We start from the raw sequence: 21436 nt of genomic DNA, 5'->3' as shown, positions 1-21436 counted from the left end.
TCTCCGCGTGCAGACAGGGACCGTGGGGTAGTGGTATCCTATGCGGATGGGGTCCGTATGACCTGAGTTCGACTCTCAGCGGTCCCACTTCGACTTCTCAAACAGTTAGCGGCGCCGCTGTCGCCGAGAGGCCCTCTCAGACCCCTTCCACGAGCCGTTCCAGCTGTTCGGGCGGCACCGCGCCCCGGGCCGTGCGTCCGTCCTACCTGAACGTCGGGACGCCGGAGACCGCCGCGTCCCGCGCGTCGGAGAAGTCGCTCCGGAGCCGGTCGCGCCGCTCCTCGTCGGCGATCGCGGTCCGTATTTCGTCGGCGTCCAGCCCCGCGTCCTCGGCGAGGTCGGCCAGCACGTCGGCGTCGCCGATGTCCCGTCCGTCTACCCAGAGCGCCTCGAATATCGCCTCGTCGAAGTCGGGCCACCGGTCCCGGCGCTCCTCGCTCACGTGCAGCGAGGCGACCTGCGCGTCGAACGAGTCCACGCGCTCGGGGAGGTCGTCGAGGTCGAGCATCGCCTCGGCGTCGTACCGATCTCGGAGGCGGTCCACGTCCCGTCGGACCCGCTCGAAGTACTCGTCGTCTTTCCCGTCGTCGATCGAGTGGATGACCTCGCCATCGGGACCGCGCTTGTGCCTCCGGCGGTCGTACGGGTGCCAGTCGATATCGAGATCGCGCTCCCGCGTCTCCCGGTACGCCGCCAAGGACCGGCGGCCGAGGTAGCAGAACGGGCAGACGTAATCCGACTAGATCGTGACGACGGCCTCGTCCGAACTCATTACCGCGGGCGGTCGGGTGCCGACTGAATTCCGGTACCGGAGGGTCCGACCGGACCCGTTACGACAGGAAGTCGGTCAGGTGCTCGGTGAACGCCGCGGGCCGGTCCTCCGGGACCCAGTGGTTGGCCTCGAGGCCGACGAGTTCGCAGGAGTCGATATCGGCTTCGAGCCGCTCGGCCCACTCGATCGGCTGGAACTCGTCTTCCGTCCCCCACAACAGGAGCGTGTCGGCGGTCACGTCTCGGGGGTCGATCTCCGTCGTGTGGCTGGTGTTCGTCGCGCTCGCGTTGCGGACGACGCTCGTGACGCCCTCCTCGCTGGCCCACGGCGCCGTCATTCCCTCGAGGAACGCCTCGTCGTGGTCGTCGCCGAGGAGCGTGTCCCGAAACAGCGCGTCGAGCATCCCCTGCAGCTCCTCAACGCTCGTCTCCCGTGCCGTCTCGGGGAGGCCGAGGTCGGTGATCGTCCCGATCGGCCACGAGTCGTAGGCGACGGAGTTCGACAGCACCAGCCGGTCGACGGCGTCCGGGGTCCGCACCGCGTAGCGCAGCCCGACGCCGCCGCCGAGGTCGTGGCCGACGAAGTCGATCGCGTCGAACCCGAGTTCGTCGACGAGCCCGCGGACTGCGAGCTCTTGGGCGCGGATCGACCGGTCGAACCCGTCGCGCATCGCCGACCCGCCGTAGCCGATCATGTCCGGTGCGATCGCGCGCCGCTCGGTCGCGATCGCCTCGAACTGGTCGCGGAAGAGGTACGAGTTCGTCGGGATCCCGTGGAGGAACACGACCGGATCCCCCGTCCCCTCGTCTCGGTACGCCATCTCGACCTCGTGGTCGTCGACCGCGACGGTCGTCCGCTCCTGTGCGTCCGTCCAGTCGGCGTACGTCGTCGTCATCGCGGTTTCACCTCCGTGGGGGTTCGGCCCAATGGGAGAAATGCGTGGTGCGTAGTAGCAGCGATACGCACAACCGGGCGGAGCGCGAGCGGGGACGCCGTCGCCCCGGGGAAGCGCCCACCGCCTCCCACCGCTCCGGAACCACTAAACGCCGCACCGACCTACCGCGGGTAATGGCTGATTGGACGGAGAAGTACCGCCCGAGCACCCTCTCGGAGGTCCGCGGCAACGACAAGGCCCGCGACGCGTTCGCGGAGTGGGCTCGCTCGTGGGACGACCACCGCGAGGCCGTCGTGCTCCACGGGAGCCCGGGCGTCGGGAAGACGAGCGCGGCCCACGCGCTGGCGAGCGACATGGGCTGGGAGACGGTCGAACTGAACGCCTCGGACCAGCGCACCGCCGACGTCATCGAGCGCTTCGCGGGGCGGGCCGCCCGCAACGCCACCCTCGGCGGGAGCGCGGCCGGCGGCGGCGCGACCGGCGGGGACACGGCCTCCCGCCAGCTCGTCATCCTCGACGAGGCCGACAACATCCACGGCAACTACGACCGCGGCGGCGCCTCGGCGATCACGAAGCTCGTCAAGGAGTCGGGCCAGCCGATCGTCCTCATCGCCAACGACTACTACGACATGGCGCGCGGGCTGCGCGACGCCACTCAAGAGATCGAGTTCCGCGACGTCTCCGCGCGCTCCATCGTCCCCGTCCTCCGCGACGTCTGTCGCAAGGAGGGAATCGAGTTCGAGTCCGACGCGCTCGAGCGGATCGCCGAGCGGAACCGCGGCGACCTCCGCGGCGCGATCAACGACCTGCAGGCGGCCACGGAGGGGCGGGACTCGATCGCGATCGAAGATGTGGTCACCGGCGACCGCGACAAGGCGCTCGGGCTGTTCCCGTTCCTCGACGCGGTCCTCAAAGAGGAGTCGGCGGAGGAGGCGCTGCAGTCGGCGTACGCCGTCGACGAGACCCCCGACGACCTCACGAAGTGGATCGAGAACAACGTCCTCGACGTGTACGAGCCGTCGGAGGCGGTCCGGGCGTACGACTTCCTCGCGAACGCCGACGTGTGGCTGGGTCGCGTGCGCGCCACGCAGAACTACACCTACTGGCGCTACGCGACCGACAACGCGGCCGCCGGGGTCGCCGCCGCCCGCGACGGGGAGAAGGGCGGGTGGACCCGCTACGGTCGCCCGCAGTTCTGGAGCTCCTCGGACGCGACCGCCGACGAGGTGGTCGGACAGATCGCGGCCGCCAGCGGCTGCAGTATCGCCACCGCTCGCCGCGAGGTGCTCCCCTTCTTGCAGACGGTCACGCACCACTGCAAGCCGCGCGAGCTGACGGTCGCGATGGCGGCGGCCTACGACCTCGACGAGGCGGGCGTCGCCTTCGTCACCGGCTCCGGCGAGTCGACCAACAAGGTCGCGTCGATCGTCGAGGACGCGCAGGCGCTCCGCGAGGATCGGATGGAGGACCACGCCGAAGGCGCGTTCGCCGGCGGCGCGCGGGCGGCGGAGGCCGACGACGCCGACGCGGGGGCCGCCGGCGCCGCCGCCGCCGAAGGGCCGGCCCCCGGCGCGAGCGGCGGGACCACTGACGACGCGGCCGGGGGCGACCCAGTCGACGCCGGCGACGCGGACGGCGGCGACGGAGACGAAGAGGACGACGGACAGGCCGGGCTGAGCGACTTCTTCTGAGCACGCCGTCGCCGCTCGCGGCGCTACGTCGGCGGCGAGCCGCCCGGTTCGGTGGCGACGCTCTCCCGGTCCGACTCCGTCGAGTCGACCTCGTCGACGCTCTCGACGCCCGCGAACTCGAACCGCGCCCCGCCCGCTCGGCCCTCGGTCACGGACACCGACCAGCCGTGGGCCTCCGCGATCCGTTCGACGATCGCGAGCCCGAACCCGGTGCCGTCGTCAGCCGTCGTGTGGCCGGGCTCGAAGACGGACTCGCGCTCCGAGGGGTCGATTCCGGGGCCGTCGTCCGCGACGTAGAACCCGTCCGAGAGAACCCCGACGAGGACCCGGAGCGACCCGTCCGCCGGTTCGACGCTCCCGCTCGTCGCGTCGCCGACGTCCGCGTCGCCCTCGCCGGACACCTCGCCGGGCGAGCAGTCGTCGGACGCCCCGTGTTCGATCGCGTTGCGGAAGAGGTTCTCCAACGCCTGTCGGAGTCGGCTCCGGTCGCACTCGACCGTCGGAAGCGGGTCCTCGACGACGAGCGCGGCCTCGGGGCCGGCTCCGACCGTCCGCCACGCGGCGTCCACGACCGCCCGGAGGTCGACCGTCGCGGTCTCCTCGACGGTGTGTCCCTCGCGGGCGAGCGCCAGGAGGTCGGAGATGAGGTCGTCCATCCAGTCCAGCGCGTCGTGGGCTCGGTCGAGTCGCTCGTCGGCCGCCTCGCCCTCGAACTCCTTCGCCAGTTCGACGTTCCCGACGGCGACCGAGAGCGGGTTCCGGAGGTCGTGGGAGACGACGCTGGCGAACTCCTCCAGGCGCTCGCGCTGTCGCTCCAGCCGGCGGCGACGCTCGTCTCCCTCGCCGGCGGGGAGGAGGTAGCCGACGACGTCGCCGTCCCCGTCGCGGCGTCCGCACTCCCGGACCCACAGGGGGCCGTCGCCGGTCACGAGGCGGTATGTGACGTCGACGTCCCCGCCGTCGAGCGCCGACCGGAGGCGCTGACGGTCCGCCTCGGCCGTCGCCTCCAACCAGTCGGTCCGTGGGAGGGCGTCGACGTCCAGCCGCGACTCGCCGCCGGCTTCGACGACGAATCGGTCCGGATCGCCGTTGGGGCGTCGATAGGCGACGCCCGGTCGGCGCTCCATCGGTAGTGACACGTTTCGATCGCTATCGTATAGGATATTAAACCTTACTTAACTATCAGTTGTCTGACTGTCGGTATCAATCTCGGTTCGTATGAAATCAAGGCGTAACGTGGCGAAAATAGCATTTTACCCCGATTTATTGACATCCGCAGCAAGCAGATCGGACTTTTATATCAAGTAGAAAATGCGTGTCTGACGGTGTAAATCGGGGGTATCCGGAGCTATCCGAGCCGACCCGAGGCGCCGCCCCCGGTTCGGGGCTATCCGAGGCCGGGAGGGTTTACCACGCTCCGTCTCCTCTCGACGGCTATGCGCGCGGCGATCCTTCGCGAGTACGGCGAACCGCTGGCGGTCCGCGAGGTACCCGCCCCCGAACCCGGACCCGACGAGGCGGTGGTCCGCGTGGCGGCCTGCGGCGTCTGTCGGAGCGACTGGCACGCCTGGATGGGCCACGGCGAGTGGGCCGACGACCGCGTCCCGCGCGGGCAGGTGCTCGGCCACGAACCCGCGGGCGAGGTGGTCGCAGTCGGAACGTCCGTCGACCGCTTCGAGCCCGGCGACCGCGTCGTCGTCCCCTTCTCGCTCGGCGACGCCACGTGCCCGTACTGCCGCCGGGGGGCCGGCAACGTCTGCGCCGATGGGCGGGCGCTCGGCTTCGAGGCGGACGCGCCGGGCTCGTTCGCGGAGCGGGTCGCCGTCCCCGCCGCCGACTACAACCTCGTCGAGCGCCCCCCGTGGCTCGACGCGACCGCCGCGGCCGCGCTCGGCTGCCGGTACATGACCGCCTACCACGCGCTCGCCGAACGGGCGGGGTTGTCCGGCGGCGACGCCCTCGCGGTCCACGGCTGCGGCGGGGTCGGGCTCTCGGCGGTCCAGATCGGCGACGCCCTCGGCGCCCGCGTCGTCGCCGTCGACGTCGACGACGACGCGCTCTCGCTCGCGAGCGACATCGGCGCCGACGCCCTCGTGAACGCGGCCGACGCTCCCGACGCCGAGGCCGACGACTCCGTCCCGGACCGGGTCAGGGACCTCACTGACGGCGGCGCCGACGTCTCCGTCGACGCGCTCGGGATCGCCGAGACCTGCCGCAACTCGGTCCGCTCCGTTCGGCCCCGCGGGACCCACGTCCAGGTGGGACTGACCACCGAGGCCGAGCGCGGCGAGGTGTCGCTCCCGACCGACTGGATGACCCGCTGGGAGGTGTCGTTCGTCGGTTCTCGGGGCATGCCGCCGACGAGCTACGACGACCTGTTCGCGCTCGTCGAGGCGACCGATGTCGACCCCGGCGCGCTCGTGAGCGACGAGATCGCGCTCTCTGCGGTCTCGGACCGGCTCGCCGCGCTCGGCGAGTACGACGTGCACGGCGTCGAGGTCGTCACCGACTTCGAGGGGTAGGCCGTGCGCGCGGCCGTCAGCGCCTCACTCCTCCCGTTCGACGCCCAGCCCGGGAATGGCGACCGCTCCCTCGACGCGAGCCATCAGCTTCGACGCGGTGAGCACGAGCGCGAGGTACGTCACGCCGGTCACGACGAAGATGAGCGTGTACCGGAACGTCTCGGAGGCGATCTGGTCGGCCCGGTAGTACAGCTCCGGCACCGTGATGAACGCCGCCAGCGACGAGTACTTGATCAGGTAGACGAACTCGTTGGTCCACGACGGGATCGCGTAGCGGAGCCCCTGCGGGAGCACCACGTAGTAGATCGTCTCCAGCTTCGAGAGCCCGATCGCGCGGCCGGCGGTGATCTGGCCCTCCTCGACGCTCTCTAAGGCGCCGCGGATGTACTCCGCCTGGTAGGCGGCGCCGTTGAGCGTGAACCCGAGGATCGCCACCCACACCACGTTCCGCGGGAAGACGCCCGAGAGCGCGCCGGGAACGTAGCTCGCGAGGTTGAGCCCGTAGTAGAGCACGAACAGCTGGGCCAGCAGGGGCGTCCCGCGCAGCAGCTCGGTGTACCCGAGCGAGAGCCACGAGGAGAACCGACCGTACACCCGCGCCACGGCCAGCGGGACGGCGATGAAGAACCCGAGGACGAGGCTCACGGCGGTGATAACGACCGTGAGCCACGTCCCCCGCGCGAGGTCCGGGGAGAGCTCCACGACGAACGCGGCGTCGCTCGCGTAGGCCGCGAGCCCGGGGAGCGCGGCGAGCGTCGCCTCCACCGCTCCCGCCGGAACGAGCGGCTGCCCGACCGGAACGAGAACGCCGCCGAGCCACCGGTTGACCCAGCTGACGACGAGCCAACCCCAGAACAGCGCGCCGGCGGCGACGAGGAGGAGCCGACCGACCGAGCGGTCGGCGGCGGCCACGCGTTCCCGGACCGTCGCGGGTCTCGTCGCGCTCGCCATCAGTCGTGACTCTCGATCCGTTCGAGGAAGCGGCCGGTCCGCTCCTTCTCGGGTCGTTCGAACAGCTGTTCGGGCGGCCCGCGCTCGACGACGTGGCCCTCGTCGAGGAACACGATCTCGTCGGCCACCTCGCGGGCGAAGCTCATCTCGTGGGTGACGACGAGCATCGTCATCCCCTCGTCGACGAGCCCGTGCATCACCTCCAGCACCTCGCCGATGAGCTCCGGGTCCAGCGCGCTCGTCGGCTCGTCGAACAGCATCAGCTTCGGCTCCATCGCCAGCGCGCGGGCGATGCCGACCCGCTGCTGCTGCCCCCCGGACAGCTCGGCGGGGTAGGAGTCCATCTGGTCGGCGAGCCCGACGCGGTCGAGCTGCGCGGCCGCCCGTTCCCGGGATTCGGACTCAGAGAGCCCGAGCACCCGGCGGGGACCGAGCGCGACGTTGCCGCGCGCGGTTAAGTGCGCGAACAGGTTGAACCCCTGGAACACCATGCCGACCTCTCTGCGGAGGTCGTCGACGTCGATGTCCGGCGAGAGCACCTCTTCCCCGTCGAGCCGGATCGACCCCTCCTGCGCCTCGGCGAGCCGGTTGACGCAGCGCAGCATCGTCGACTTGCCGGAGCCGGACGGGCCGATGAGGACGGTCACGTCGCCGCGGTCCATCTCGAAGGAGACGTCGTGGAGCACCTGCTCGTCGCCGTACCACTTCGAGACGTCGGTCACGCCGAGGAAGTCGCCGTCACTCACGCCGACTCACCCTCCGGGATCGCGTAGCGGGTGCCGAGGTAATCGAGCGCGCGGTTCGTCGTGAACGTGAGGACGAAGTAGATGGCACTGATGAAGAGGATGACTTCGAGCACCGCGGTCGTCTGCTCCGAGAACAGGTCGTATCCCCGGGTCAACAGCTCCGCGAGCCCGATCGCGAAGACGATGCTCGTGTCTTTCAACACGATCGTGAACTCGTTTTGGAACCCCGGGATCGACCGGCGCAGGGCCTGCGGAACGACGACGTACCGGACGGCCTCGAACCGCGAGAGCCCGATCGAGCGGCCGGCCTCCAGCTGGCCGGCATCGACGCTCGACAGCGCCGCACGGAAGATCTGCGACTGGTAGGCCGCGCTGCGGAGGCCGAGCCCGAGTATCCCGGCGGTGACCGCGGAGGATATCGAGGCGACCCCGAGGTTGATCTGCGGGACGCCGACGACGAAGTACATCACGATGAGGATCACGACGATAGGCGTTCCTCGGAGGACGATCCCCGCGGCGTTGACGGCCCGTTCGAGGTAGCCGTCGCCGTACACCTCGACCGCGCCCGCCGGGAAGCCGACGAGGAAGCCGAGGAGGATCGAGGCGAATGTGAGCCCGATCGTCAACAGCGCGCCGACGCCGAGGTAGTCCGCGTTCCTGAAGACGAACTCCCAGTCGGCGGCCTCGCCGACGAACGGCCAGTTTAGGGCCGCGGCGCCGAGGCTCTCGACCGCGGCGAGCGCGAGCGTCCCCGCGGCAGACATCCTACTCTTGCCCGAACCAGGTGTTGGTTATCTCCTCGTACGTGCCGTCCTCCTGTACGGTCGCGAGGCCGTCGTTCAGCGCCGACTGGAGCTCCGACTCGCCCTGACGGAGGCCGAACCCGAACCGCTCGCCGGTCTCCTCGACGAACGCGACCGTCACGTCGCGGTTGGCCGCGAACGTCTCGGCGACCGGGTTGTCGACGACGACGGCGTCGATGTTGCCGTTTTCGAGGTCCTCGACGGCGAGGACGTAGCTGCCGTACGTACTGGCGTCGTCCTCGGCGATGACCCCCGGTTCGACGAGGTTCGACTGCACCTGGTCGGCACCGGTCGTCCCGGACTGCGCGCCCACGCTGACGCCCTCGAAGTCCTCCCAGCCCGACGGCTGGAAGTCGCCGCCGTCGCGCACGAGGATCGCCTGGTCCGACTCCCAGTACGGGTCGGAGAAGGCGATCGTCTCCCGACGCTCGTCGTTGATCGTCATCGCCGCCGCGATCACGTCGATCTCCTCGTTCTGCGTGAGCGCCGGGATGAGCGAGCTGAACTCGAAGGTGGCCCACTCGCCGATCTCGTACTCGGTCTCTTCGACGACCGCCTCGAGCAGATCGATGTCGAACCCGACGAGCTCGCCGTCCTGCTGCATCTCGAACGGCGGGAACCCCGGCGCGGTACCGGGCGTGATCGTGGTGCCGCTTCCGCCGTCGCCGAGGCACCCGGCGACGCCGGACAGCCCGACTGCGCTGGCGCCGCCGGTCAGCTTCAGATACGTCCGACGACTCACGTCGGTCTCCGTTCGATGTGACATACCGGTGTGAGAACGGGGACTGATTTCAACCTTTCCTCCGCGAGCGGGACGCCTCGTCCGCCGTCGGCCGAGTCCCGCCCGATCGATCGGGCGGGACTCGGCCGCGGAGGGGGGTCCGACGTCGGTCCGGTCAGTCGCCACCGCGGTCAGTCGCCGCCGATCGGTTCCGTCGCGGTGCCCGCGCCGTCGGCGCCGCGGGCGACCCACGCCGCGCCCGCCGCGAGCGCGACCGCGACGCCCAGCGCGGCGAGATTGATCCGCTCCCAGCCCGCGGTGTACAACACCAGGTCGCGCCCGAGGAGGAGCGTCGCGACGAGCGCGGCCATCGCTCCGGCGGCGAGGAGTCGGACCGTGGCGGCCGTGGACCGACTCACGCCCGCGTAGCCCGACCGGACCGCCTCGGTGGCGAACGCGACCGTCGCGACGAGTCCGAGATGCCCCGCGAGCCCGGTCGCGTAGAAGCCGGCCTGCGCGCCCGGCGAGTACGTCACGAACGGGACCGCCCGCGAGAACACCGCGCTGGCGACGATCCCGACGAGTCCGACGGTCGCCGCGATCCGGAGGAGCCGCGCCGACCCCCCGCCGCCGCCCCAGATGGTCGTCAGTCCGAGCAGCGTGAAGATCGTCAGCGCGACGATCAGGTGGGCCGCGTGCGTCGAGACGGTGTAGCCGCCGGGGACGAGCCCGCCGACCGTGACGGTGATGGCGCCGACCGTGATCTGGAGCGGGAGGATGGCTACCGCGAGCGTCGCCGCGAGACGCGTCCGGCGGTCGAAGCTACCGAGCCACGTCCAGCCGGCGGTCCCGATGATGAGGAACCCGGTGATCATCGCCCACGCCCGGTGGAACCACTCGATGAAGTCCGGGTTGATCGTCAGCGCGGGGATGAGCTGGTCGGAGCAGAGCGGCCACTGGGCCTCGCACGCCAGCCCGGAGCCGGTCGCCGCGGTGTAGACGCCGAGCGCGAACAGCGTCAGCGTCATCCCCGTCGTCGCCGCCGCGTATCGTCTGAACGTCAGCCACGCGGGCCGAAGACTCATTGATCGAGTTCGGGCGCGAGCGCACTTAGACCGTTCGGAGGCTCCACGTGGACGGGAAGACGAATCGGCCAGAAGCCGGCGCCACGATTTATAAATAGGAACGCGGTGGCGCGTGCCGAGGAGCGCCCGGAGGGCGCGACTCGCTCGCGCGAGGGAGTCGGCCGCCCGAAGCAACGCGGAGGGCGGCCGACGAGGTTGGGGAGGCGTGAGGCGGCGGTGCGGTTGCGGTCCCGCGAGCGAAGCGAGCGGGAGCACGGAAGTCGCAGCACGCGCAGCGAACGGAGTGAGCGAGCAGGACCGTCTTCCGGCGGTCGGGTGGGATTCAAAGGGGCAGTCGCGATTCTCGCGAGCAACGCGAGCGGGAAGACGGGAGACGAAGCCTCCCGGAAGGACGAAGCACGACGACGGAAGCAGCGTGGCGCTACGCGCCACGGGCAGCCGGCGGCGAAGCCGCCGCCGACACCACAGCGAGGGAGCGAGAGCGACCGAGCGAGGAGCGCAACGAGTCGCGCGAGTCCTCGCGGCTGGGGCTTTGGGGTGTCCACCGTTGATTCCAGATCAGTCGTTTATAAGTAAGCGGCTGGGGGTTCGGGAGCGTTCACCGCCCCACCGACGGAAACGATATATAAGTGAACGTTCGAACCGACGGAATCGCAGCTCCTCGTTTCGTCTTACCCCGACAGTTCTCGTTTCGCTCGCCGCGCCCGCTCGGACATCTCCTCGTTGCCCTCGACGTCGGCGAGGGTCTCGACGGCCTCCAGGTTCCGCACCGCGTCGTCGAGGAAGGAGAGCACGTCGCCGGTGTACGCGTACACCATGTAGTCGTCAGTCATCACGTCCACGATCGCCTGCGGGCCGAGCCCCTCGGCCCGAAGCTCCAGCACGTATCGCATGAACTTCTCCTCGGGACAGCCGCAGTAGGGGTTCGCCTGACAGTCGCAGTCGAGGAAGTCCTCGGCGAAGTCGAGGATGCGGTCGCGGGTCGTGGAGTCGAGCTTCGAGAGCCCGTCACCGGTGAACAGCATGTCGAGGGTCGCGCCGGCGAAGGCCCCCTTCGGGACGTTCGCCTCAAGCTGGGAGGCGAGCTGCCGGTGGTTCTTCACGTAGATCTTGTCGGTGAACGCCACGGTTATCGTGAGATACGCCGGCTGGCAGTAAAAACGGCGTGGTCGCCGTCGCCGTCGGTGAAACGGTCGTCCGAGGCCGAGCGCGGCCGGTCACCGACCCGGGTCGAGCGCGACCGATCACCGGCCCGGGCCGAGCGCGACCGATCGCCGAACGGCATCGGGTCACACGCCCGTCCGGGAGTCGTAACGGTTATTTATCAAAGCGGGGTAGATATCGACGCGTGTCCGGGTTAGGGTAGTGGACTATCCTTCAGCCTTGTGGAGGCTGAGACGCGGGTTCGATTCTCGCACCCGGACCTTCTCACGACGACCGCAGGGAGGAGTGACAAGGCCGGATGGCGAAATTGAATCACGCGAGACGAGCGGAGCGAGTCTCGCCTCGGGTTCGATTCTCGAACCCGGACCTTCTCACGACGACCGCAGGGAGGAGTGACAAGGCCGGATGGCGAAATTGAATCACGCGAGACGAGCGGAGCGAGTCTCGCCTCGGGTTCGATTCTCGAACCCGGACCTTCTGGCGGCGAGCGACACTCCGAGCCGCGAGGCTTCGCGGAGAACCGAAGCGGAGAGGTCGCCTGGCTAGAACGCGACGCGCTCGCCGTCTTCGGGGACCGCCACGCCCTCCGCCTCCGACCGGAGCTCCTCGCGCGAGAGCAGACAGTGGTTGATCGCCTCCATGTGGACCACGGCGACCGCCGCGTCGGTGGCCTCGCGGACGGCGGCGACGTCGTCGACGCCCATCGTGATCGGCGGTCCCTGATTGAACCGCGCCTCGCCGCCGTTGAGCACGACGGCGTCCGGCTCGAACCGGTCCAGCGTCTCCGCGACGGGCCCGTACCAGACCGTGTCGCCGGCGACGTACAGCGTCTCGTCGCCGTCGAGGACGAAGCCGGAGACGGGACCCATCTTCTCGGCCAGTTCCCCGTGGCCGTGGCGACCGGGGGTCCGGTGGAGGTCGACGCCCGCGAACGACGCCGCGTCCTCGACGGGTCGCACGTCGGTGAACCCCTCGTCGACGAACGCGTCGGCCTCGCTCGGCTGGCAGAACACCGGGACGTCCGGATCGAGCGCCTCCGTCGCCGCGTCGTCGAAGTGGTCCGGGTGGCGGTGGGTGACGATCACCGCGTCGTGCGACAGGTCGACGTCGGGCATCGGGACGAGCGGGTTGGCGCGGTCGTTCGGCGTGTCGTCGATGGGCGGCAGCGCGCCCCGAGACGCGACCAGCGGGTCGACGAGGAAGGTGCTCCCGTTCACGGTCGCGAGGACGGTGGCGTTGCGGACGAGAGTGACGCTGAGGTCGGGGGCGGACATACGGGTCCGTTCGGCGAGCGCGCGGTTGTGGCTTGCGGCGGGACAACGCCCCCCGCGGCGTCGCTCGAAGGTCCGGAGAAGCCCGAGCGCCAACCGGGCCGGCTCTGAGCGGACGGAGATGGCGCCCTCGGAGCGGGAGAACCGTCGGCCTAGCCACCGCGACGCGACCGTCAGCACCGCGTGGCCGTCGCCCGGAGTGGCGGTTCGATAGGCCGCGCCAAAATCCGTTCACGGCGCCGGAGTCGCCCGAACTGTTCGCGTAACGCACCGTGTATTTATGTGCCGGACGGGCGTCGTGTCCCCCGTCATGTACGGACGTGAGTCGCCGTGAGACGCCGGAATCGTATCCGAGCGGGAACCGGGGCCGACGCGGCCGGTGTCGCGGGCGGTCTCGCGGGCCGCAGGCGGCGCGACGGACCGCCGCTCAAGGAGGGGTTCGAGCACGACATGGGCGACCGGGAGGCGGACGCGACTCACGGCGTCACCGACCCGTCGGTGCGCGTCGAGGCCCGATGACCGCCGAGAGCGACGCGGACGAAGCCGCCGCCGACCGACCCGACCGGCCCGACGCCACCGACGACTCCGCCGGCACGATGCGCGGACGGGCCGGGGAGAGCCGGCTGAAGCTCTGGCTCCTGTTGCGGGCGAACCGGCTCGTCGTCGCCGGGGCGCTGACGGTCCTCGTCTTCGTCGTGTCGGTCGCAATCGCCGCGGGAATCTCCCCGTCTCTCGCCGCGAAGGTCGAGGCGAAGGACCCGATCGAGACGCTGTTCTCGGCGATGATCACGGCGATCGTCACCGGGGCGACGCTGGTGGTCACGATCGGTCAGCTCGTACTCACGCAGGAGAACGGTCCGCTCGGCGACCAGCGCGATCGCATGGACGGCGCGCTCGCGGTCCGGGAGACGGTCGCGGAGCTCCTCGGCTCGCCGGCGCCGACCAATCCGGCCTCCTTCCTCGACGCGCTCCTCGGCGTCGCGTCGGAGCGCGCCGACGCCCTCCGCGAGTCGGTGCGCGACCGTGACGCGGGTGGGACGGGCGAGACCGACCGTCCCGACGAGCCCGCCCTCCGGGAGGACGTCGACGAACTGGCGTCGTCCGTCGGCGAGAGCGCCGACGCCGTGCGCGACCGTCTCGACGGCACTCGGTTCGGCTCCTTCGACGTGGTGTTCGCCGCGCTCGACTTCCCGTACGGCCGCGAGATAGCGCACGCGGAACGCGTCGCCGCCGACCACGGCGAGGCGCTCACCGACGACGAGCGCGACCTCCTCGGGGACCTGACGGAGGCCCTGTCGCTGTTCGGTCCCGCCCGCGAGCACGTGAAGACGCTGTACTTCCAGTGGGCGCTGATCGACCTCTCGCGGCTGATCCTCTACGCCGCGGTGCCGGCGCTGGTCGTCGCGGGCGCCATGGTCGCGGTCGTCGACGTCGGGACGTTCCCGGGGCGCACGCTCGGGGTCGACCACCTCACGCTGGTCGTCGCGGGCGCGTTCGCGGTCACGCTGCTCCCGTTCTCGCTGTTCGTCTCCTACGTGGTCCGCGTCCTCACCCTCGCGAAGCGGACGCTCGCCATCGGACCGCTGGTGCTGCGGGACACGGAGTAGGCGAGCGCGGCCGCTCTCCGGGGGAGGAATGTCGCCCGCAACACTAACGACCGGTCTCATCTCCGGCGGCGTGCCGCGTCGACCGGGAAACCCTCGTGGCGGGCGGTCGCCTGCGCGGCGACGGGCGGGTCGCGTCAGCGACCGGATGTGACGCGCCTGGGTTCTCCGCGCTGTCATCGCTCCCATCGGGGAGTACTCGGGCGGGGACTGAGGGCGCGCGTCCGACGGTAGCCGGCGGACGCGTTTAAAAGGTCCGCCGCGCGCTCAGTCGTCCTGCTCGGTGCCGGCGACGATCACGGCGCCGCTCTCGTCGTCCTGCCGCTCCGACACGGAGACCGGGTCGATCCCGCGCCGGGAGGCGTCGAACTCCGAGAGCAGGTAGACGAGGCCGGCGAGCAGGAGCGCGCCGAACGGGAGCAGGGCGAGCGGCGTTACCCGGGTGACCCCCCAGACGACGAGCAGGAGGACGACCACGGCCGCGACCGTGACCGCGTAGTAGATCTGCGTGCGGACGTGGTCGATCAGGTCTGCGCCGGTGAACGTCGCCGAGAGGACGGTCGTGTCGGAGATCGGCGAGCTGTGGTCGCCGAAGATGGCGCCCGAGAAGATGACGCCGACCATCGCCGCCACGAGCGTGTGGCCCGCCGCGCCGCCGCCGCTGATCTCCCACGCGATCGGGATCGCGATCGGGGTGACGATCCCCATCGTCCCCCACGAGGTGCCGGTCGAGAACGCGATGAGGCCGGCGACGACGAACACGAGCGCCGGCAGGAGGGAGGCCGAGACGGAGCCCACGGCGACGTTCGCGACGTAGGCGCCGGTGCCGAGCGCGTCGATCGCCTCGCCGATCCCCCACGCGAGCACGAGGATGGAGGCCGCGGTGAGCATGATCCCGAACCCGTCGATCGTGTACTCGGTCGCGTCGCCGACCCCGAAGATGTCGTAGGCCCGTCCGAGGACGAACCCGCTGGCGACCATCGCGAACGAGCCGATCATCAGCGCGACCTCGTAGGAGGCGTTGAGCGCGGCGTCCCACAGCCGCCCGCCGGCCGCGCCGAACTCGCCGGCGAGGAGGTCGCCGCCGAAGCCGACCGGCGAGAACTCGCCGGACCACAGCGCGGTCCCGATCGTCACGGCGATCAGCACCGCGACGGGCACGAAGAAGTTGGCGAGCCGCGGCGTCGACGCCGGGGGATCGCCGAGCTCGCCGGCGACGTCCTGCATCGGCACCGCCTCGTCTCGGGTCACCTTCCCGGCGGTCCACGACCGGTGTTCGGCCGTGAGCATCTCGCCGTAGTCGCGGCCCGAGCCGACGATCAGGAGGACCATTACGATCGCGAGGATGGCGTACATATTGAACGGGATCGAGGAGACGAACACCTCGAAGGTGCCGGGCCGGTTCGCCGCCGCGACCCCGGCGGAGTCGTACCCCTCGGCGATGAGCGAGAGTTGGAACGCGACCCACGAGGAGATCCCCAGCGTCGCCACCGGCGCGGCGGTGGAGTCGACGATGTACGAGAGCTTCTCGCGGGAGATCCGGAGGCGGTCGGAGACGTCCTTCATCGCCGACCCCACGATCGCGGTGTTCGCGTAGTCGTCGAAGAAGAGGACGATCCCGAGCCCCCAGGCGACGAGCCCGGCCTGTCGCTGGGAGTCGAGGCGGTCGAGCGCCCAGTCGCGGACCGCGGCGGTGCCGCCGAGGTTCCACACCATGGCGACGCCGGAGCCGAGAAGCAGGGTGAACACGAGGATCGTCGCCTGAAACTCGTCGGAGACCGCCGCGACGATCCACTCGAACGTCTGGACGATCCCGAGCCCGCCGGTGACGATGACGGCCCCGGACCAGATGCCGAGGAACAGCGAGAGCACCGCCTTCCGGGTGATCACCGCGAGGACGATCGCGAGCAACGGCGGGGCGACGGACAGCGCTCCGAAGTCGGTCATGGCCACCACCACTCACGCGAGAGTATTTAATACCTCCCCGACACGAGAGTTGACGTATCACCGGAAATATAACTCATAGGCGAATTTACATAGCTGTATATTCGCTGTGAGCGACCGTTCGTCGATCGGTGATCGCTCTCGACGATGGATCGTCGACCGGCTCGGTCGACGCTACGACGGCGGTCACCGCCCGCGGCCGGCGGAATCGGCGCGTATCCGAACGCACTTACGTCCCTGTGACCGACCCACGCGCAATGTCTGTACGAGTCGGCATCCTCGGCGCCACCGGCGCCGTGGGTCAGCGGTTCATCCAGTTGCTCGACGATCACCCGACGTTCGACCTCGCGGCCGTCACCGCGAGCGCGGACAGCGCCGGGAAGACGTACCGCGAGGCCGCCAAGTGGCGCGTTGACACGCCCATCCCGGAGAGCGTCGCGGAGATGACGGTGACGGAGACGACGCCCGCGGGGATCGCGGACGACGACGTCGACCTCCTGTTCTCCTCGCTCCCCTCTGGAGTCGCCGCCGAAGTCGAGCCCGCCTTCCTGGAGGAGGGGTACGTCGTCTCCTCGAACTCCTCGAACGACCGCATGGCGGCGGACGTCCCGCTCACGATCCCGGAGATCAACCCCGGCCACCTCGACCTGATCGAGGTCCAGCGCGACGAGCGGGGCTGGGACGGCGCCCTCGTGAAGAACCCGAACTGCTCGACGATCACGATGGTGCCCACCCTCGCGGCGATCGACCGGTTCGGCCTAGAGAGCGTCCGCGTCTCCACGCTACAGGCGGTCTCAGGCGCGGGCTACTCCGGCGTCACCTCGATGGAGATCCTCGACAACGCCATCCCGCACATCGGCGGCGAGGAAAACAAGATGGAGACGGAGTCGCGGAAGCTCCTCGGCGAGTTCGACGGCGCGGAGGTCAACCTCCACGAGGCCGACGTCGCCGCCTCCTGTAACCGGATCCCCACCCTCGACGGTCACTTGGAGAACGTCTTCGCCGAGTTCGCCGAGGACCCCTCGGCCGCGGACCTCCGCGAGGCGATGCGCTCGTTCGAGGGCGTCGGCTCGCTCCCGAGCTCCCCGGACCAGCTCATCAAGGTGTTCGGCGAGGACGAGCCGGAGCGCCCGCAGCCCCGCCTCGACCGCACGTACGCGGACGGGATGGGCATCGTCGCCGGCGGCGTCCAGTCGACCGACGCCGGCGCGAAGTACAACTGCCTCGCACACAACACGATCCGCGGCGCGGCGGGCGCCTCGCTGCTGAACGGCGAGCTGCTCGTCGAGGAAGGGTACGTCTAAGCGAGCCGACCCGCGACCGTCAGAAACTTACTTCTCCGCGTTCCGCTCCCGACGCTATGTCAGAGACGACCCTCGAACGGTCCCTCCGCAGGGGCGTCGCCGTGCTCCTCGTCCCGCTGTCCGGCGCGACGACCCTCCCCGAATTCGTCGAGTCCGCGCTGCCCGGAATCTCGAACGTCCTCGGCGCCGCGCTGTTCGTCGCGGCCGTCGCGTACCTCGTCGTCAGCGTCGGCGGACAAGTGGTCTCGGCGGCCGACACCCCGCTGTAGTCGAACGGCGAAGCGAGGGACCGGCGGTCGCCTCCGGCGACCGAAGGCTTCAACAGCCGCGTCTCGGATTCGGCTCACATGGTGGACAAAGACGTCGTTCGTCGGGGCTACGACGCGCTCGCGGAGACGTACGCCGCCGACCGCGGTCGGGAGGGTCGCGGGAGAGCGATCCTCGCTCGGTTCCGCCGGTCGCTGCCCGAGTCGGCGCGCGTCCTCGACGCGGGGTGCGGGCAGGGAGCACCCGTGTTGCGCGACCTGAGCGCGTCTGCGACCGCGACCGGGCTGGACGTCTCCCGAACGCAGTTGGAGTTGGCCGCCGAGAGCGTTCCGGACGCGTCGCTCGTGCAGGGCGACGTGGCCGCGCTCCCCTTTCGCGCCGATTCCTTCGACGCGGTGACGGCGTACCACTCGCTGATCCACGTCCCGCGGGACCAGCGCCGACGGGTCCTCGAGGAGTTCGCTCGCGTGCTCGTCGACGGCGGACGGCTGCTCCTCTCGGAGGGAACGGACGAGTGGGCGGGGACGAACCCGGACTGGCTCGACACCGGCGTCGAGATGCAGTGGTACATCGCCGGGGCCGCCCGGACCCGCGAACACCTTCGAGAAGCGGGCTTCACCGTCGAGGCCGAGCGGGAGGCCGCCGACTCTCTAGACGACGGGAACGAGGGGCGGTGGACGTTCTTCGCCGCGGAGCTGGGGAGGTAGGCGGAGCGAACGGAACCTCACTTCCCTTCGAACTCCGGCTCGCCGTCGCCCATGAACGCCGTGACGCCCTCCATGAGGTCGTCCGTGTTCATCACGTGGCCGAAGCCCATCGCCTCCACCTCCAAGCCCGCCTCGCCGTCGGTGCGGCCGGCGTGCATCGCGCGCTTCGTATACTTCTGGGCGATCGGCGGGCCGGCGGCGAGCGACTCGGCCAACTCGCGCCCGCGCTCGGCGAGTTCCTCGCCGGGGACGACCTCGTTGACGAAGCCGTAGTCGGCCAGCGTCTCGGCCTCGTAGCGCTCGGCGGTGAAGATGATCTCCTTCGCGCGCCCCTCGCCGACGATCCGGGCGAGGCGCTGCGTACCACCCCAGCCCGGGAGGAGCCCGAGGTCGTGCTCGGGCTGGCCGAGCTCGGAGCGGTCGGAGGCGATCCGCATGTCGGCCGCGGTGGCGAGCTCCATCCCGCCGCCGAGGCAGTAGCCGTCGATGGCGGCGACGACGGGGCTGTCCGACGCCTCTAGCTTCCCGAACGTCTGCTGCCCCTGCCGCGAGAGCTCGACGGCGCTTATCGGCTCCGCGCCGCCGGCGGCCATGCTCTGGACGTCGGCGCCGGCCGAGAAGGCGCGGTCGCCGGCGCCGGAGAGGAGGATCGCCCGTACCTCGTCGTGCTCGTCGAGCCGGTCGATCGCGTCCGCGAACTCGTCGAGCAGCTCCCCGCTGATCGTGTTCATTCGGTGCGGGCGGTCGATCTCGACGTGACCGACCCGGTTCTCGACGGAGACGTTGAGCGTGTCGTAGTCCGCGAGCGCGTCGTCGCCCTCGGCGTCTTCCCCGTCGTCGGTCCCGCCGTGGAACCCGCCCGCCTCGGCGGCCTCGCGCAGGTAGTCGGTCGCCTCGTAGCGCGCCTCGCCGGTCTCCTCGCGGAGGTCGTCGAGGACGTCGACCAGCTCGTCGAGCCCCTCGCCGTCGGCCAGCTTCGCGGGGCCGTCGGGGAAGCCGGCACCGAGCATCACGGCGCGGTCGATGGCGGGCGCGTCGGCGACGTCGTTCCCGATCAGCCCGGCGACCTCGTTGGCCATCACGGCGAGGAGCCGCTTCCGGACGTCCCCGTCGATCGCGTCCGAGGGGATCTGCGCGCCCTCGCCGTCCTCGTAGTCGTAGAAGCCCGAGCCGGTCTTCTTCCCGAGCGTCTCCGCCTCGACCTTCTCGACGAGCAGCGGGCAGGGGCGGTACGCCTCGCCGAGGGTCTCGTGCATGTAATCCAGCACGTGGTACCCCACGTCGATCCCGACCTGGTCGGCGAGCTCGAACGAGCCCATCGGGAGCCCCATGTCGAACTTCGTCGTGGAGTCGACCGCCTCCATCGTGGCGTCGCCGGACTCGACGATCCACGCCGCCTCGTTCATCAGCGGGACGAGGATTCGGTTGACGATGAAGCCGGGGCTGTCCTTCCGGACGCGGACGGGGGTCTTCCCCATCGACTCCGCGAGCCCCTCGATCAGTTCGAGGGTGTCCTCCGAGGTGTGCTTCCCGGAGATGACCTCGACGAGGTCCATCCGGACCGGCGGGTTGAAGAAGTGCATCCCGCAGAAGCGCTCGGGCCGGTCGGTGACCTCGGAGAGCTCGGTGATCGAGAGGCTGGAGGTGTTGGTGACGAAGACGGCCTCTTCGGGCGCGTACTCGACGACCTCGTCGTACACGTCCTTCTTGATGGCCATCTTCTCGGGGACGACCTCGACCACCACGTCGGCGTCGGCCAGCGACTCCTCGAGGTCGACGTACGCCTCGACGCGGTCAAGCGCCGCCTCGGCCTCGTCGTCGCCGATGCGGTCCTTCTCGGCGAGCTTGCCGAGCGACCACTCGATCTGGTCGTAGCCGTCTTGGACGAACTCCTCTTCGATGTCCCGCAGCGCCACGTCGTAGCCGGCGAGGGCGGCGACCTCCGCGATGCCGTGGCCCATATTTCCGGCACCGAGCACCGTCACGTGCTGGACGTCTTCCAGTTGCATACGGCAACGGTCGGAACCGTCATGGTTGAACGTTTCCATCTTCCAAACGGGAAACCCAAGGTAAGTTTATATCGGGTCCGACCCGCGGGCCGACGGGGTCGTCGAGAGCGTAACCGCGGCCGCGACCGAAACGGTCGGGTGGCTCCGGCCCGAACCCCGGACCGATGGACGACCGAGTCGCGGCGACCCTGCGGGAGGACCCGACGATGGCGGCGCTTATCGACCGACACGGTCGGCTCGCGATCGAGCCCGCGGCCGACGAGTTCGCGCGCCTCTGCACCTCGATTGTGAACCAGCAGCTCTCGACAGCCTCCGCGGCGGCCATCCGCGAGCGGTTCCTGGACGTCCTCGGCGGCGACCCGACGCCGGACCGCGTGCTCGCGGCCGACGAGGGCGCCCTGCGCGAGGCCGGGCTCAGCGGGACGAAGGTCGAGTACCTGCGCGCGACGGCCGAGGCGTTCCGCGACGGCGACCCCGACCTGACCCGCGAGGGGCTGGCCGACGCGAGCGACGAGGCGGCCGTGGGCCGGCTCACCCAGATCCGCGGCGTCGGCGAGTGGACCGCGCGGATGTACCTGATCTTCGCGCTCGGACGCGAGGACGTGCTCCCGCTCGGCGACCTCGCGGTGCGGAAGGGGATCGAACAAGTGTACAACGATGGGGCGGAGCTGACTCGGGGAGAAATGCGGGAGATCGCCGAGGCGTGGCGCCCATACCGGAGCTACGGGACGCGGTACGTCTGGGCCGAGTACGAGTCGTGAGCTGTTGCCCCCGGTTCGACGGTGGATCGTTCAAACGTCCCAGCCGCTCGCTTATAAATAGGTGATTGCGGAGTAACGGTGAACACTTCCAAAGCCCCAGCCGTGAGGACTCGCGCGACCGCCGGAAGACGGTCCTGCTCGCTCACTTCGTTCGCTGCGCGTGCTGCGACTTCCGTGCTCCCGCTCGCTTCGCTCGCGGGACCGCGACCGCCCCGCACC

General features: G+C 70.1%; 19 protein-coding genes, 2 tRNA genes and 1 pseudogene. 10 read left to right on the top strand and 12 right to left on the bottom strand.

The window, feature by feature from the left end; all coding sequences use genetic code 11:
* The first annotated feature begins 16 nt into the window (after positions 1 to 16).
* Positions 17 to 87, top strand: a tRNA-Pro gene (locus tag DJ73_RS00935).
* Positions 88 to 136: 49 nt separating this feature from the next.
* On the opposite strand, the pseudogene DJ73_RS00930 reads toward DJ73_RS00935, so the two are convergent.
* Positions 137 to 739: pseudogene (locus DJ73_RS00930) on the bottom strand (DsbA family protein); the annotation flags it as partial.
* 91 nt (positions 740 to 830) lie between these two features.
* Complete coding sequence (locus DJ73_RS00925) at positions 831 to 1667, bottom strand: alpha/beta fold hydrolase (protein WP_094523922.1); 837 nt, start codon at positions 1665 to 1667, stop codon at positions 831 to 833.
* 173 nt (positions 1668 to 1840) lie between these two features.
* On the opposite strand from DJ73_RS00925, the gene DJ73_RS00920 reads away from it, so the two are divergent.
* Positions 1841 to 3358 carry a replication factor C large subunit gene (locus DJ73_RS00920; protein ID WP_094557075.1) on the top strand — a complete coding sequence of 506 codons (1518 nt, stop codon included), beginning with the start codon at positions 1841 to 1843 and terminating at the stop codon, positions 3356 to 3358.
* Positions 3359 to 3381: 23 nt separating this feature from the next.
* On the opposite strand, the gene DJ73_RS00915 is transcribed toward DJ73_RS00920, so the two are convergent.
* Positions 3382 to 4485 (bottom strand): HAMP domain-containing sensor histidine kinase, encoded by a 1104-nt coding sequence (locus DJ73_RS00915; RefSeq protein WP_094557074.1) that lies wholly within the window; start codon positions 4483 to 4485, stop codon positions 3382 to 3384.
* A 309-nt stretch (positions 4486 to 4794) separates the two neighbouring features.
* Here DJ73_RS00915 and DJ73_RS00910 point away from each other — a divergent pair, with 309 nt between their 5' ends.
* The gene (locus tag DJ73_RS00910; RefSeq protein WP_094522084.1) at positions 4795 to 5880 is read left to right on the top strand and encodes an alcohol dehydrogenase catalytic domain-containing protein; all 1086 of its coding nucleotides are present in this window, start codon (positions 4795 to 4797) and stop codon (positions 5878 to 5880) included.
* 24 nt (positions 5881 to 5904) lie between these two features.
* On the opposite strand, the gene DJ73_RS00905 is transcribed toward DJ73_RS00910, so the two are convergent.
* The 6 genes from DJ73_RS00905 to DJ73_RS00880 all read right to left on the bottom strand — a co-directional run bounded on the left by DJ73_RS00905 (position 5905) and on the right by DJ73_RS00880 (position 11313).
* Positions 5905 to 6831 (bottom strand): amino acid ABC transporter permease, encoded by a 927-nt coding sequence (locus tag DJ73_RS00905; RefSeq protein ID WP_094522083.1) that lies wholly within the window; start codon positions 6829 to 6831, stop codon positions 5905 to 5907.
* The gene (locus DJ73_RS00900; protein ID WP_094522082.1) at positions 6831 to 7577 is read right to left on the bottom strand and encodes an amino acid ABC transporter ATP-binding protein; all 747 of its coding nucleotides are present in this window, start codon (positions 7575 to 7577) and stop codon (positions 6831 to 6833) included. Before DJ73_RS00900 ends, DJ73_RS00905 begins: the two co-directional genes overlap by 1 nt.
* A complete protein-coding gene (locus tag DJ73_RS00895) occupies positions 7574 to 8341 on the bottom strand; it encodes an amino acid ABC transporter permease (protein ID WP_094522081.1) in 768 nt (255 codons plus the stop codon). Before DJ73_RS00895 ends, DJ73_RS00900 begins: the two co-directional genes overlap by 4 nt.
* 1 nt (position 8342) lies before the next feature.
* Entirely contained in the window at positions 8343 to 9146 is an 804-nt protein-coding gene (locus DJ73_RS00890; RefSeq protein ID WP_094522080.1) for a basic amino acid ABC transporter substrate-binding protein, read from the bottom strand.
* A gap of 146 nt (positions 9147 to 9292) precedes the next feature.
* Complete coding sequence (locus tag DJ73_RS00885; protein ID WP_254921554.1) at positions 9293 to 10186, bottom strand: COX15/CtaA family protein; 894 nt, start codon at positions 10184 to 10186, stop codon at positions 9293 to 9295.
* 671 nt (positions 10187 to 10857) lie between these two features.
* Positions 10858 to 11313, bottom strand: coding sequence for a DUF5814 domain-containing protein (locus DJ73_RS00880; protein WP_094526118.1), 456 nt, complete (start codon positions 11311 to 11313; stop codon positions 10858 to 10860).
* Between the two features lie 224 nt (positions 11314 to 11537).
* On the opposite strand from DJ73_RS00880, the gene DJ73_RS00875 reads away from it, so the two are divergent.
* A tRNA-His gene (locus DJ73_RS00875) sits at positions 11538 to 11610 on the top strand.
* Positions 11611 to 11892: 282 nt separating this feature from the next.
* Here DJ73_RS00875 and DJ73_RS00870 read toward each other — a convergent pair.
* Entirely contained in the window at positions 11893 to 12624 is a 732-nt protein-coding gene (locus DJ73_RS00870; RefSeq protein ID WP_094557073.1) for an MBL fold metallo-hydrolase, read from the bottom strand.
* 327 nt (positions 12625 to 12951) lie between these two features.
* On the opposite strand from DJ73_RS00870, the gene DJ73_RS00865 reads away from it, so the two are divergent.
* Both DJ73_RS00865 and DJ73_RS00860 read left to right on the top strand, forming a co-directional pair.
* Positions 12952 to 13140 carry a hypothetical protein gene (locus DJ73_RS00865; RefSeq protein WP_094522077.1) on the top strand — a complete coding sequence of 63 codons (189 nt, stop codon included), beginning with the start codon at positions 12952 to 12954 and terminating at the stop codon, positions 13138 to 13140.
* On the top strand, positions 13137 to 14228 hold the full coding sequence (locus tag DJ73_RS00860) for a hypothetical protein (RefSeq protein WP_094557072.1): 1092 nt from the start codon (positions 13137 to 13139) through the stop codon (positions 14226 to 14228). The genes DJ73_RS00865 and DJ73_RS00860 overlap by 4 nt, the downstream gene beginning before the upstream one ends.
* Before the next feature lie 264 nt (positions 14229 to 14492).
* Here DJ73_RS00860 and DJ73_RS00855 read toward each other — a convergent pair whose 3' ends face one another.
* Positions 14493 to 16172 carry a Na+/H+ antiporter NhaC family protein gene (locus DJ73_RS00855; protein ID WP_094526105.1) on the bottom strand — a complete coding sequence of 560 codons (1680 nt, stop codon included), beginning with the start codon at positions 16170 to 16172 and terminating at the stop codon, positions 14493 to 14495.
* Positions 16173 to 16426: 254 nt separating this feature from the next.
* On the opposite strand from DJ73_RS00855, the gene asd reads away from it, so the two are divergent.
* From asd to DJ73_RS00840, 3 genes are all read left to right on the top strand, one after another.
* The gene (asd, locus tag DJ73_RS00850) at positions 16427 to 17473 is read left to right on the top strand and encodes an aspartate-semialdehyde dehydrogenase (RefSeq protein WP_094526104.1); all 1047 of its coding nucleotides are present in this window, start codon (positions 16427 to 16429) and stop codon (positions 17471 to 17473) included.
* A gap of 56 nt (positions 17474 to 17529) precedes the next feature.
* Positions 17530 to 17742, top strand: coding sequence for a hypothetical protein (locus tag DJ73_RS00845; protein WP_094522073.1), 213 nt, complete (start codon positions 17530 to 17532; stop codon positions 17740 to 17742).
* Between the two features lie 78 nt (positions 17743 to 17820).
* Positions 17821 to 18447 (top strand): class I SAM-dependent methyltransferase, encoded by a 627-nt coding sequence (locus tag DJ73_RS00840; protein ID WP_094522072.1) that lies wholly within the window; start codon positions 17821 to 17823, stop codon positions 18445 to 18447.
* Positions 18448 to 18464: 17 nt separating this feature from the next.
* Here DJ73_RS00840 and DJ73_RS00835 read toward each other — a convergent pair whose 3' ends face one another.
* Positions 18465 to 20456: a 3-hydroxyacyl-CoA dehydrogenase/enoyl-CoA hydratase family protein gene (locus tag DJ73_RS00835; RefSeq protein ID WP_094557071.1), complete on the bottom strand. Its 1992-nt coding sequence runs from the start codon at positions 20454 to 20456 to the stop codon at positions 18465 to 18467.
* Between the two features lie 164 nt (positions 20457 to 20620).
* Between DJ73_RS00835 and DJ73_RS00830 the strand changes: the two genes are divergently transcribed.
* A complete protein-coding gene (locus tag DJ73_RS00830) occupies positions 20621 to 21217 on the top strand; it encodes a DNA-3-methyladenine glycosylase (RefSeq protein WP_094522070.1) in 597 nt (198 codons plus the stop codon).
* The last annotated feature ends 219 nt before the right edge of the window (positions 21218 to 21436 follow it).

Source organism: Halorubrum sp. Ea1, assembly GCF_002252965.1.
Lineage (GTDB): Archaea > Halobacteriota > Halobacteria > Halobacteriales > Haloferacaceae > Halorubrum.
Note: the sequence above shows the minus strand (reverse complement) of the source record. Positions and strands in the feature narration are given on the sequence as shown.